The following is a 13,402-nucleotide window of genomic DNA, read 5'->3' as shown; positions in this document are numbered from 1 at the left end:
CATGCGCATCTTCGACCCGCACATCCACATGACCTCGCGCACCACCGACGACTACGAACGGATGGCCGGCGCCGGCGTCCTCGCGGTGGTCGAGCCGGCGTTCTGGCTGGGCCAGCCGCGCACCAGCGCCGCGTCGTTCGTCGACTACTTCGACTCGCTGATCGGCTGGGAGCCGTTCCGGGCCGGGCAGTTCGGGGTGCGCCACTTCGCCACCATCGCGCTCAACCCGAAGGAGGCCAACGACCCGCGCTGCCGCCCGGTGCTCGACCTGTTGCCCCGCTACCTGGACAAGGACGCGGTCGTGGCGGTCGGCGAGATCGGGTACGACTCGATGACCCCCGAGGAGGACGAGGCGTTCGCCGCGCAACTCGCCCTCGCCGTGGCGTACGACCTGCCGGCGCTGGTGCACACCCCGCACCGGGACAAGGCCCGGGGCTGCGAACGCACCCTCGCCGTGGTCGCCGAGTCCGGCATCGACGCGGGTCGCGTGGTGGTCGACCACCTCAACGAGGTGACCGTCAAGCTCGTCAAGGACAGCGGCTGCTGGCTGGGCTTCTCCATCTACCCGGACACCAAGATGACACCGTCGCGGATGGTCGAGCTGCTGCGCGAGTACGGCACCGAACGGATGCTGGTCAACTCGGCCGCCGACTGGGGACGCTCCGATCCGCTGCTGACCCGGGCCACCGGCGAGGCGATGCGTGCGGCCGGCTTCAGCGACGACGACGTCGACAAGGTGCTGTGGCGCAACCCGGTGGAGTTCTACGGGCAGTCGGGTCGGCTCGACCTCGGCGACGTGGAGGCGCCCGCCGCCGTGGACCCGCAGACCGGCAACTCGATCCTGCGCGGTGGTAGCTGATGCGGCTGCGACATTCCGGCGGCGAGACGGTCCACCTCGGCTACTGCACCAACGTGCACCCCGCCGAGGACCTGGCCGGCATCCTCGCCCAACTGGACACCTACGCCGTGCCGGTGCGTCAGGCGCTCGGCAGCGACCTGCTCGGGCTCGGCCTGTGGCTGGCCGCCCCGGTCGCCGCCGAACTGGCCGCCGACCCGGCGCTGCGCCGCCGGCTCCGCGCCGAACTGGACGCGCGCGGTCTGGAGGTGGTCACCCTCAACGGCTTCCCGTACGCGGCCTTCCAGGCCCCCGTCGTGAAGCAGGACGTGTACCACCCGGACTGGACCACCGAGCAACGACTGACGTACACCCTGGATCTGGCCCGGGTGCTCGCCGACCTGCTGCCCGACGACGCGGCCCGGGGCTCGATCTCCACCCTGCCGTTGGCCTGGCGGCGGCCGTGGAGCACCGACCTGGCCGACGCCGCCCGGCGGCGGCTCGATGCGCTCGCGGCCGGCCTGGCCGACGTGCAGCGGGACACCGGCCGTGAGGTGCGGGTGGCGTTCGAGCCGGAGCCCGGTTGCGTGGTGGAGAGCACCGGGCAGGCCGCCGCGCTGCTGTCCGGCATGGACACCGACCGGATGGGGGTCTGCCTCGACCTCGCGCACCTGGCCTGCGCGTGGGAGGAGCCGGCGGCGGCGCTGGACCGGCTGCGGGCGGCCGGACTGCCCGTGGTGAAGGTGCAGGTCTCCGCCGCCGTCGAGGCGGCCGACCCGGCCGGTGGGGCCGACGCGCTGCGCCGCTGGGTGGAGCCGCGCTTCCTGCACCAGACCCGCAGCGCCGGCTGCGCGGGCGTGGCCGACCCGGCCGACGAGGCGTACGCCGCCGACGATCTCGACGAGGCCCTGGACCGGGAGCTTCCCGGCCCGTGGCGGGTGCACTACCACGTGCCCCTGCACGCCCCGCCCGAGCAACCGCTCGGCTCGACCCTGCCGGTCCTCCGCGCGGCCCTGAGAGCGCTCTTCGAGGGGCCGGTCGCCGGCTGCGACCACCTCGACGTCGAGACGTACACCTGGGGTGTCCTGCCGGCCGCACGGCGGCCCGGCACCGACGCGGAGCTGGCCGCCGGCATCGCCGCCGAGTTGGCCTTCGCCCGCGACGAACTGGTCGGCCTCGGGCTGACCGCAGACCGAACCGTGAGCATGGAGGTGACGCGATGAGCCGGCGACTGGTGGTCCTCGACGTGGTGGGGTTGACCCCGCGACTGCTGAAGCACATGCCCCGACTGCGCGGCGTCGCCGACGGTGGCTTCCGGGCCGAGCTGGGCACGGTGCTGCCGGCGGTGACCTGCTCGGTGCAGTCCACGTTCCTCACCGGCGAGCAGCCCAGCGGGCACGGCATCGTCGGCAACGGGTGGTACTTCCGGGAGCTGGGCGAGGTGCTGCTGTGGCGGCAGCACAACGCGCTGGTCGGTGGGGACAAGCTCTGGCACGCGGCCCGCCGGGCCGAGCCGGGCTACACCGTCGCCAACGTCTGCTGGTGGTACGCCATGGGCGCCGACGTGAACTGGACCGTCACGCCCCGCCCGGTCTACTACGCCGACGGCCGCAAGGAGCCGGACTGCTACACCGACCCGCCGGAGCTGCACGACGCGCTGACCGGGCGGCTCGGCACCTTCCCGCTGTTCACCTACTGGGGGCCGACGGCCGCGCTGCCGTCGTCGAAGTGGATCTGCCAGGCGGCCGAGCAGATCCTGGCCGACGTGTCACCCGATCTGACCCTGGTCTACGTGCCCCACCTGGACTACGACCTGCAACGGTACGGCCCCTCGTCGCCGCAGGCAGCCACGGCGGCGGCCGAGCTGGACGCCGTTCTCGGGCCGCTGCTGGACGCCGCCCGCGCCCGGGACGCCACCGTGGTGGTGCTGTCGGAGTACGGCATCACCGACGTGTCCCGGCCGGTCGACGTCAACCGGCTGCTGCGCAGCGAGGGTTTGCTGCGGGTGCACACCCAGGCCGGCATGGAGTACCTCGACCCCTGGACGTCGAAGGCGTTCGCCGTCGCCGACCACCAGATCGCGCACGTCTACGTCAAGGACCCGGCCGACGTGCCGGCGGTGGCGAAGCTCTGCGCCGGCCTGCCCGGGGTGGCCGAGGTGCTCGACGCCGACGGCAAGGCCGCGCACGGGCTGGACCATCCGCGCGCCGGGGAACTGGTGCTGGTGGCCGAGCCGGACTCCTGGTTCACCTACTACTACTGGCTCGACGACGCCAACGCGCCCGATTTCGCCCGGCTGGTCGAGATCCACCGCAAGCCCGGGTACGACCCCGCCGAGCTGTTCTTCGACCCGGCCAATCCCGGTGCCGCCAAGGCCCGCGCCGGCGTGGCGCTGGCCCGCAAGAAGCTCGGCATGCGCTACCTGATGAGCGCCGTCGGCCTGGACGCCGGCGCGCGGGCGATCCGCGGCTCGCACGGGCGGCTTCCCACCGACCCGGCGGACGCCCCGGTGCTGCTCTGCTCCGACGCGTCCGCGGCCCGGGACCGGATCGCCGCCACCGAGGTCAAGGGCTTGTTACTGGAGCTGGCCGGGTTAAGCGCCGCTGGTGCGCAGGGTCCGGGAGATCGGACGTGACCGTCACCGTCGCGCCCACCGACACCAGCGGTCTGCGGGCGCGCTTCGACGCGGAGCTGGCCGCCTTCCTCGACCGGCAGGGGCCGGACTGGCCCGACGGCGCGCCCCGGGGGGTGTTCACCGCGCTGCAACGGTTCGTGCTGGCCGGGGGGAAGCGGCTGCGGCCACTGTTCTGCTACTGGGGCTGGCGCGGCGCCGGGGCGGCCGACGCCACCCCGATCGTGGTGGCCGCGGCGGCGTTGGAGCTGTTCCACGCGTTCGCGCTGATCCACGACGACATCCTGGACGGCAGCGACCGCCGCCGGGGTGAGCCGTCGGTGCACCGGCTCTTCGCCGACCTGCACGCCCGGTCGTCGTGGCGCGGCGACCCGGAGGCGTACGGGCGCAACACCGCCCTGCTCTGCGGCGACCTCTGCGCGGCCTGGTCGGATCAGATGTTCCATGAGTGTGGGCTCGGGACCGAGCAGGTGCACCGGGGGTACGCGGTGTTCGCGCTGATGCGTACCGAGGTGATCGCGGGGGAGTACCTGGACCTGGTGTCCGGCGTGGGCGACGGCTCGGTCGCCAGCGCGCTCACCGTGATACGGATGAAGGCGGCCCGGTACACGGTCACCCGGCCGTTGCAGATCGGCGCGGCGCTCGCCGGTGGGGGACCGGAGCTGATCGCCGCTCTCGGCGAGTTCGGCGACCCGTTGGGGGACGCGTTCCAGCTCCGCGACGACGTGTTGGGCGTCTTCGGTGATCCGGCGGTCACCGGCAAGTCGATCCTGGACGACCTGCGCGAGGGCAAGCCGACGGTGATGATGGCGCTGGCCCGCAGCTCTGCGGACCGGTCGCAGACCGCGCGGCTGAAGGAGCTGTTCGGCAACCCCACGCTGGACGCCGACGGCGCGGCGGAGCTGCGCGAGATCATCCAGGCCACCGGCGCGCGGGACCGGATCGAGCAGATGATCCGCGTCCGCACCGAGGCCGCGCTGACCGCGTTGCGGAGCGCGGCGGTGAACGAGGAGGCCCGGGCCGCGCTTGTCGCGTTGGCCGCGCAGGCCATCGACCGCCGCGCCTGACCGGCCGACTTTCGATCAAATCGACGAAAGTTCATGCCGGTTCACCGGAAGGTATGGACACATCGACACTTGCGACTTAGTGTCGGGGCCAACACGACAATGTTTCGTCGAGGTGAACCGGCGGCGCGGTAACCCATCGACCCCACCACCCGCTACGGCATCCGGCGCGACGGCGCGCGCCCCGCCCTGGCCTCTCGTCAGGAAGGGACAGCACAGATGTCCATGAAGGACAGACCCAACCAACGGTCCCGACGATGGTTCTCCGCCGGATCGGCCCTGCTCCTCGTGGCCGCGGCCGGCACGGTCACCCTCACGGCCAGCGCGACACCGGCCCAGGCGCACACCATCAACGCCAGCGACTTCCAGCAGGTCGAACTCGCCCGCGGCGTAACCGACATGGGCGAGCCGATGTCGCTGGCCGTCCTGCCGGACCGTTCGGTCCTGCACACCGCCCGCAACGGCACCCTGCGCCGCACCGACGCGAACGGCACCACCTCGGTGATCGGCACCCTGTCGGTCTACAACCACGACGAGGAGGGCCTACAGGGCGTCGGCGTCGACCCGAACTTCGCCAGCAACCGGCAGATCTTCCTCTACTACGCGCCGCCGCTGTCCACCCCCGCCGGCGACGCCCCGGCGACCGGCACCGACTTCTCGGCCTGGCAGGGAGTGAACCGCCTCTCCCGGTTCACCCTCAACAGCGACTTCACCGTCAACCAGGCCAGCAAGGTCGACGTCCTCGACGTACCGGCCGATCGCGGCCTGTGCTGCCACGTCGGTGGTGACATCGACTTCGACGCCGCCGGCAACCTCTACCTGTCCACCGGCGACGACACCAACCCGTTCGAGTCCGCCGGCTACTCGCCGCTGGACGAGCGGACCAACCGCAACCCGGCGTACGACGCGCAGCGCAGCGCCGGCAACACCAACGACCTGCGGGGCAAGATCCTGCGGATCAAGGTGAACACCAACGGGACGTACTCCATCCCGTCGGGCAACCTGTTCGCGCCCGGCACCGCAAAGACGCGGCCGGAGATCTACGCGATGGGGTTCCGCAACCCGTTCCGGATCAGCGTCGACAAGGGAACCGGGGTCGTCTACGTCGGCGACTACGGGCCGGACGCCGGCTCCACCAGCGCCACCCGTGGCCCGTCCGGCCAGGTGGAGTTCAACCGGGTCGCGGCTCCGGGCAACTACGGCTGGCCGTACTGCACCGGCACCAACACCAGCACCGAGACGTACAACGAGTGGGACTTCGCCACCAACGCCAGCGGCGCGAAGTACAACTGCACCGGCGGGCCGACCAACAACTCGTTCCGCAACACCGGCCTGACCACCCTGCCGCCGGCCCAGCCGGCCTGGATCCGGTACGCCGGTGACGCCGGCACCCCGACCGAGTTCGGCGGCGGCTCCGAGTCGCCGATGGGCGGCCCGGTCTACCGGTACAACGCCTCGTCGACCTCCACCACGAAGTTCCCGCAGTCCTTCGACGGGCAGTTCTTCGCCACCGAGTTCGGCCGCGGCTGGATCAAGCCCATCCACGTCAACTCCGACGGCTCCCGGGGCACCATCGACACGTTCCCGTGGGTCGGCAAGCAGGTGATGGACTCGGCCTTCGGCCCGGACGGCTCGTACTACGTGCTCGACTACGGCACCGGCTACTTCAACGGTGACGCCAACTCGGCGCTGTACCGCTTCGACTACGTCGCCGGTGGCAACCGCGCGCCCAGCGCCGCGGCGAGCGCCAACAAGACGTCCGGCGCTGCCCCGCTGGCCGTGACGTTCTCCTCGGCCGGCTCGTCCGACCCCGAGGGCGGGACGCTCACCTACTCGTGGAGCTTCGGCGACGGCACCACCTCCACGGCGGCGAACCCGACGAAGACCTACAGCACCAACGGCACGTACACGGCGACGCTGACCGTACGGGACCCGCAGGGCGCCACCGGCAGCGCCAGCGTGCAGATCAACGTCGGCAACACCGCGCCCACGGTGACCATCAACAACCCCGGCAACGGGCAGCTTTTCAGCTTCGGTGACACCGTGCCGTACAGCATCACGGTGACCGACCCCGAGGACGGCACGATCGACTGCACCAAGGTCAAGATGACCTACGTGCTCGGTCACGACCAGCACGGGCACCAGATCACCTCGAAGAACGGCTGCTCCGGCTCGATCACCATCCCGGTCGACGGCGAGCACGACGACGCGGCGAACATCTTCGCCATCTTCGACGCCGAGTACACCGACGCCGGTGGCCTGACCACGCACACCCAGCACACCCTGCCGCCGCGGCACCGCCAGGCCGAGTTCTTCGGCAGCTCCTCCGGGATCAACGTGTTCAGCAAGACCCCGGCCGAGGGCGGCAAGACCGTCGGCGACATCAACAACGGCGACTGGATCGCGTTCCAGCCGTACCGGCTCGGCAACGTCACCTCGTTCACCGCCCGGGTCTCCTCGGCGGGCAGCGGCGGCACCCTCCAGGTGCGGGCCGGCTCGGCCACCGGCACGGTCCTCGGCTCCGCGACCGTACCGGTGACCGGCGGCTGGGAGACGTTCACCACCGTCACGGGGGCGATCACCAACCCGCCGACCGGCACCACCACGCTCTACCTGACCTTCGCGGGTACGGGCACCGGCGCGCTCTACGACCTGGACGCGTTCACCTTCGTCACCGGCTCGGCCCCGACCGGTGGGACCGGCCCCATCACGGGCCTGGGCGGCAAGTGCCTGGACGTCCGTAGCGCCGCCACCGCCGACGGCACGCAGATCCAGATCTACACCTGCAACGGCAGCGCGGCCCAGACCTGGGCGGTCACGCCGAACTCCACCATCAAGTCGTTGGGCAAGTGTCTCGACGTCTCCGGTGCCGGCACCGCCGACGGCACCAAGATCCAGCTCTACACCTGCAACGGCACCGGGGCGCAGAACTGGGCCGCGCAGGCCGACGGCACGCTGCGCAACGTGGCGTCCGGCAAGTGCCTGAACGTCTCCGGAAGCAGCTCCGCGGACAGCACCGTGGTGAACCTCTGGACCTGCACCGCCGCCGCGAACCAAAAGTGGACCCTGCCCTGAGTTGAAAGGAAGGGCCCCTTGTTACCGCCTAGTGTTGTACAAGGGGCCCTTCCTAACAGGTTTTAGGAGAGCGACATGCGCAGACTCCTGCGATCCACGGTCGGCCTGAGCGCCGCCGTCCTCGCCGTCATCGCCTGCACCACCCCGGCCACCCCGGCCAGCGCCGCCGACGCCCCGTACGACGTGCTGGTCTTCTCCAAGACCGCCGGCTTCCGGCACGACGCGATCCCGGTCGGCATCCAGACCATCCGTGACCTGGGCGCGGCCAACAACTTCACGGTCACCGCCACCGAGGACGCCGCCGCGTTCACCACCAGCAACCTCGCCCAGTACGAGGCGGTCGTCTTTCTCAACACCACCGGCGACGTGCTCAACGCCACCCAGCAGACCGCCTTCGAGTCGTACATCGGCTCGGGCCGCGGGTACGTGGGTGTGCACGCCGCCGCCGACACCGAGTACGACTGGCCGTTCTACGGCAACCTGGTCGGCGCGTGGTTCGCCTCGCACCCGGCCATCCAACAGGCCAACGTCAAGGTGGAGGACCGGGGGCACGCCGCGACCGGGCACCTGCCGCAGACCTGGACCCGCACCGACGAGTGGTACAACTACCGCACCAACGCCCGGTCCACCGCGCACGTGCTCGCCACGCTGGACGAGTCGTCGTACTCCGGCGGCGGGATGGGCGCCGATCACCCGCACTCCTGGTGCAAGAGCTACAGCGGGGGCCGCTCCTTCTACACCGGAAGCGGGCACACCCAGGCGTCGTACGCCGAGCCGGCGTTCCGCAACCACCTGCTCGGCGGCATCCGGTACGCGGCCGGCCGGAGCAAGGCCGACTGCCGGCCCGAGACCGGCTACACCCCGCTCTACAACGGCTCCACCACCGGCTGGTCGCAGGCCGGGCCGGGCAACTTCACCAACTCCGACGCCACCCTCACCTCGGTCGGCGGCATGGGCCTGTACTGGTACAGCGCGAAGCAGTTCACCAACTACTCGCTGAAGCTGGACTGGAAGCTGGCCGGCGACGACAACTCCGGCATCTTCATCGGCTTCCCGCCGTCGAGTAGCCCGCAGTCGGCGATCGACAACGGCTACGAGGTCCAGATCGACGCCACCGACGCGGTCGACCGCACCACCGGCGCGGTCTACACGTACAAGGCCGCCGACATCGCCGCCCGGGACGCGGCGCTGAACGCGCCGGGGGAGTGGAACACCTACGAGCTGCTGGTCGAGGGGGAGCGGTTGCAGGTCTTCCTCAACGGAGTGAAGATCAACGACTTCACCAACACCGATCCGGTACGGTCGCTGGCCGGCCACATCGGCATCCAGAACCACGGTACGGGCGACGACGCCTACTTCCGCAACATCCGGATCAAGGAGCTGGGCGGCAGCAACCCGCCGACCGGCAACACCACGGTCCAGGCGGAGGCGTTCAGCTCGGCCAACGGCGTCAGCGCGTTCACCAAGGCCGGCGCCAACGGCGGGCAGACGCTCGGCTACATCGAACCGGGCGACTGGGCCGCGTACAACGGCGTGGACCTGACCGGCGTCACCTCGTTCACCTCCCGGGTCGTCTCGGGTGGCACGGGCGGCACCATCGGAGTCCGTACCGGCTCGGCCACCGGGCCGCTGCTGGGCACGGTCACGGTGCCGAACACCGGTAGCTGGAGCACGTACGCCAACGTCACCACGACGCTGTCGAACGTCCCGTCCGGCGCCCAGAACCTGTACCTCACGTTCAACGGCAGCGGCACCGGCCTCTTCGACGTGGACGACTTCACCCTCGTCAAGGGCACCGGCGGCGGTTCCGGCGTCGGGCCGGTCAAGGGGCTCGCCGGCAAGTGCCTGGACGTCCGCAGCGGCGCCACCGCCGACGGTACCCAGATCCAGATCTACACCTGCAACGGCAGTACGGCGCAGACCTGGACCGTGACGCCGAACTCGACCATCAAGGCGCTCGGCAAGTGCCTCGACGTCTCCGGCGGCGGCACCGCCGACGGCACCAAGATCCAGCTCTGGACCTGCAACGGCAGCGGCGCGCAGAACTGGGCGGCCCAGTCCGACGGCAGCCTGCGCAACACGTCCTCGAGCAAGTGCCTCGACGTGTCCGGCAACAACTCCGCCGACAGCACCGTCGTCCACCTCTGGACCTGCAACGGCGCGGCCAACCAGAAGTGGACCCTGCCCTGACCCACCGAGCCCGCTGGGGCCGTCGGACATGACCGGCGGCCCCGGCGTACCACCCGATGACGCCGTCGGCGCGGCGGTACCTCACCGCCGCCGCGCCGACGGCGTCCCGCGCGTCGGACCGATGCCGCGGATCGACTGCCAGTCGGCTGCCGTACCTTGACCGGCATGGGGCGTTACGCGCGATGGCGCCGGATGGTCCAGGCGCAGGGACGCCGGCTGCACAACGCGCTGCGCCCGGCCGACGAGCCCGACCCGCTGACCGGGCCGGCGCCCAGCCTGAACCGCCTCGATGCCCTGGTCGAGGGCTTCGCCGCAGGCCAGCCCGTGCGCTGGAGCCTGGCCGGGGCGCCCCGGCCACTGCCCGAGGCGGTGGACGTGGCGGCGTACCGGGTCATCGAAGAGGCCCTGACCAACGCGTGCCGGCACGCGCCGGGCGCGGCCGTCGCGGTCCGCCTGCGCTACGACGACGAGGGCATCACCATCGAGGTACGCGACGACGGCGCGCCAGCGGTGCGCAGCCCGGCGCGGGTCGGTGGCGGCCTGGTCGCGGTACGCCGCCGGGTCGAGCGGGTCGGCGGCACCCTGAGCGCCGGCCCGAACCCGGGCGGTGGCTTCACCGTCCGGGCGGTCCTGCCGGCCCCCGAAGAAATGGCCGGGTGACGATCCGGGGCTTTCGCGATGCGCCCGGCGGAAATAGGGTGGGGGCGGCGACCGTGACGGTTGCCGGTGGCCCGGTGGGAGGCGCAACCCGCCGGGTTCAGGTGCGCTCGGCACCCACCGGCGTTCCGCCCCGATGCCACGTACCGATCTGACCGGTCACCCTCGCCCCGGTCCGCACAACGGAATCCCCATCACATCAGGGGAGAAGGACAATGGCGCGACCCATCACGCTCTTCACCGGCCAGTGGGCCGACCTGCCGTTCGAAGAGGTCTGCCGGCTCGCCTCCGAGTGGGGCTACGACGGTCTGGAGATCGCCTGCTGGGGCGACCACTTCGAGGTCGACAAGGCGCTCGCCGACGACTCGTACATCGAGCGCAAGAAGGAGACCCTGGCCAAGCACAACCTCCAGGTCTTCACGATCTCCAACCACCTGGTCGGTCAGGCGGTCTGCGACCACCCGATCGACGAGCGGCACCAGGACATCCTGCCCGGCCGCATCTGGGGTGACGGGGAGCCCGAGGGCGTACGCCAGCGGGCCGCCGAGGAGATCAAGGACACCGCGCGGGCGGCGGCGAAGCTCGGTGTGAACACCGTCGTCGGCTTCACCGGCTCGTCCATCTGGCACACCCTCGCGATGTTCCCGCCGGTGCCGCCGGCGATGATCGAGCGCGGCTACCAGGACTTCGCCGACCGGTGGAACCCGATCCTCGACGTCTTCGACGAGGTGGGCGTGCGGTTCGCGCACGAGGTGCACCCCAGCGAGATCGCGTACGACTACTGGACGACGAAGCGGACGCTTGAGGCGATCGGCAACCGGCCCGCGTTCGGGCTCAACTGGGACCCGTCGCACTTCGTCTGGCAGGAGCTGGACCCGGTGAACTTCATCTTCGACTTCGCCGACCGCATCTACCACGTCGACTGCAAGGACGCGAAGGTGCGTACCGGCGACGGCCGTCGCGGCCGGCTCGCCTCGCACCTGCCCTGGGCCGACCTGCGCCGCGGCTGGGACTTCGTCTCCACCGGCCACGGCGACGTGCCCTGGGAGGACTGCTTCCGGGCGTTGAACGCGATCGGCTACGACGGCCCGATCTCGGTCGAGTGGGAGGACGCCGGCATGGACCGCCTGGTCGGTGCCCCCGAGGCGCTGCAGTTCGTCCGCCGGCTCGCCTTCGACGCGCCGAGCGCCGCCTTCGACGCCGCGTTCAGCAGCAAGGACTGACGAGCCACCGCCCGGCCCGACGACCACCGCCGGGCCGGGCCGGGTTCGTCTGGCCTGGTGGCCTGGTGGCCTGGTGGCCTGGTGGCCTGGTGGCCTGGTGGCCTGGTGGCCTGGTGGCCCGGTGCCCCGGTGCCCCGGTGCCGGCGGCTAGGTGGTCTGGTGGCGGGGCAGCTAGGTGGCTCGGTTAGCGGGTGGCTAGGTGGTCCGGCGGCCGGATGGCTCAGTCGCCCGGTGGCTGGTCGGCCGGAGCACGGTCTGGACAGACCACGGGCCGGTCGCCTCGCGGCGGCCGGCCCGTCGACGTACGGGTGGGTCAGAGCGTGCTTGCGTTGGTGCCCGAGCCGGACGGCTTGGTGCGGGGGGTGGTGGCCGACGGCGACCCGGAGGTCGTGCCGACCGGGCTGCTGCCCGCCTTGGCGCCCACGGTGGCGGGCGTGCCAGCGAACGCGTCGTCGGCGGCGGTCAGCTCCTGCTTGCCGGTGCTGCCGTTGCCCAGCTTCTCGCCCAGCTTGGTCTGGCCGAGCTTGTCCTTGCCCTCGCTGTAGAGCCGGTTGGCCTGGGCCTGCGCGACCCCGGCCGCCTCCTGGACGGTCGGGTGGTCGAGCACCTTGCGGCCCCGGACCACGAGCTCTTCGTACTTCTCCCGGCCGGCACGGGCGCCCAGGACGAATCCCGCAGCCAGCCCGCCAAGAAACATGATCTTTCCGCGCATGGCGGCTCCTTCCGTACCTGACGCGCCGTCGCCCCGTCGGGTCGCCCCGCCGGACGCGACCAATTCGCGCCTGCGTCCTCTGTCCGCAGCTAACTACCCATCCTGCTCTCCGCTCAAGCCTGCTTGTGCCCGGATGGCGATTTGCCCTGATTGTGAACGCCCTCCCAGCCCTGACCTGCGAATCTGGATCATGGTGGGTTACGGGCGGGCTGCGGGTGTGCTGTGGGTGTGCTGCGGGTGGAACCCACTGGACCACCACCCGGGGATGTCCTGTACTCTTGTCCCCGTCGCACGGTGCCGGCGAGATCCGGTTACCAAGCGGTGCACGATCCCCTGTAGCTCAATTGGCAGAGCAGCCGGCTGTTAACCGGCAGGTTATTGGTTCGAGTCCAATCGGGGGAGCTTCTCCACCCAAACGCCCGTCGGCCCACGCCGACGGGCGTTCCCGTATCCAGATCCTCCCAGCCCCTCGGCCGTCCCTGCCCCCGGGCCGTCCCCGGCCCCGGCTCTCCCGGCCCCGGCTCTCCCGGCCCTGGTCCCTGAAGGCGCTCCCGCCCCGGGGCCCCTCCCCACCCTCGGCCCTGCTCCGACCCCACCCTGGGCACTGCCTCGGCCTCGCCTTGCCCCGGCCCAACCTCTGCCTCGGCCTCGCGGCCCACCCCTGCGCGCCGATCTTGCACTTGGTGCGGTGGCATATCGGGATGTAGCGCGCCTTTCGACAACCGAAAGCGCAAGATCGACGTGATCATGCCGGCAAGCGCGGAGGCGCGCGGGTGTGTGGGGCAGGAGGTCGGCGTTCGGGGCAGCAACTTCACCGATGTTGCTGTTTCCCGCGTGGCGGAGGCAGCAGCATCGGGGAAGTTGTGAGGATCTTGGGCGCGGGGCGCGGGGCGCGGGGCGCGGGGCGCGGGGCGCGGGGCGCGGGGCGCGGGGCACGACGGCGCGGGGCACGACGGCGCGGGGCACGACGGCGCGGGGCGCGGGGGCGCGGGGCACGAGAGCACGAGAGCACGG

Annotated in this window: 9 protein-coding genes and 1 tRNA gene; 9 read left to right on the top strand and 1 reads right to left on the bottom strand. The window is 71.4% G+C overall.

Going from position 1 to position 13,402, the window contains the following annotated elements; all coding sequences use genetic code 11:
- Position 1: 1 nt before the first annotated feature.
- The 8 genes from AB0J36_RS21395 to AB0J36_RS21360 all read left to right on the top strand — a co-directional run bounded on the left by AB0J36_RS21395 (position 2) and on the right by AB0J36_RS21360 (position 11,676).
- Positions 2–859, top strand: coding sequence for a TatD family hydrolase (locus tag AB0J36_RS21395; protein WP_357133351.1), 858 nt, complete (start codon positions 2–4; stop codon positions 857–859).
- The gene (eboE, locus tag AB0J36_RS21390; protein ID WP_357133353.1) at positions 859–2,058 is read left to right on the top strand and encodes a metabolite traffic protein EboE; all 1,200 of its coding nucleotides are present in this window, start codon (positions 859–861) and stop codon (positions 2,056–2,058) included. The genes AB0J36_RS21395 and eboE overlap by 1 nt, the downstream gene beginning before the upstream one ends.
- Complete coding sequence (locus tag AB0J36_RS21385) at positions 2,055–3,470, top strand: nucleotide pyrophosphatase/phosphodiesterase family protein (RefSeq protein ID WP_357133355.1); 1,416 nt, start codon at positions 2,055–2,057, stop codon at positions 3,468–3,470. Before eboE ends, AB0J36_RS21385 begins: the two co-directional genes overlap by 4 nt.
- On the top strand, positions 3,467–4,534 hold the full coding sequence (locus AB0J36_RS21380; RefSeq protein ID WP_357133357.1) for a polyprenyl synthetase family protein: 1,068 nt from the start codon (positions 3,467–3,469) through the stop codon (positions 4,532–4,534). The genes AB0J36_RS21385 and AB0J36_RS21380 overlap by 4 nt, the downstream gene beginning before the upstream one ends.
- Before the next feature lie 216 nt (positions 4,535–4,750).
- Positions 4,751–7,606 carry a PQQ-dependent sugar dehydrogenase gene (locus AB0J36_RS21375; protein ID WP_357398858.1) on the top strand — a complete coding sequence of 952 codons (2,856 nt, stop codon included), beginning with the start codon at positions 4,751–4,753 and terminating at the stop codon, positions 7,604–7,606.
- A gap of 75 nt (positions 7,607–7,681) precedes the next feature.
- A complete protein-coding gene (locus AB0J36_RS21370; protein WP_357398854.1) occupies positions 7,682–9,796 on the top strand; it encodes a ThuA domain-containing protein in 2,115 nt (704 codons plus the stop codon).
- A gap of 165 nt (positions 9,797–9,961) precedes the next feature.
- Positions 9,962–10,456, top strand: coding sequence for an ATP-binding protein (locus AB0J36_RS21365; RefSeq protein WP_357398852.1), 495 nt, complete (start codon positions 9,962–9,964; stop codon positions 10,454–10,456).
- 212 nt (positions 10,457–10,668) lie between these two features.
- Positions 10,669–11,676 carry a sugar phosphate isomerase/epimerase family protein gene (locus tag AB0J36_RS21360; RefSeq protein WP_355051319.1) on the top strand — a complete coding sequence of 336 codons (1,008 nt, stop codon included), beginning with the start codon at positions 10,669–10,671 and terminating at the stop codon, positions 11,674–11,676.
- Between the two features lie 313 nt (positions 11,677–11,989).
- On the opposite strand, the gene AB0J36_RS21355 is transcribed toward AB0J36_RS21360, so the two are convergent.
- Positions 11,990–12,388 carry a hypothetical protein gene (locus AB0J36_RS21355; RefSeq protein WP_355051320.1) on the bottom strand — a complete coding sequence of 133 codons (399 nt, stop codon included), beginning with the start codon at positions 12,386–12,388 and terminating at the stop codon, positions 11,990–11,992.
- 329 nt (positions 12,389–12,717) lie between these two features.
- On the opposite strand from AB0J36_RS21355, the gene AB0J36_RS21350 reads away from it, so the two are divergent.
- Positions 12,718–12,790: transfer RNA gene (locus AB0J36_RS21350), tRNA-Asn, on the top strand.
- Positions 12,791–13,402: the final 612 nt, after the last annotated feature.

The organism is Micromonospora sp. NPDC049662, assembly GCF_040675055.1.
In the GTDB taxonomy this organism is placed as follows: Bacteria; Actinomycetota; Actinomycetes; order Mycobacteriales; family Micromonosporaceae; genus Micromonospora.
The sequence above is the reverse complement of the archived record's forward strand: the minus strand, read 5'-3'. Positions and strand labels throughout refer to the sequence as shown.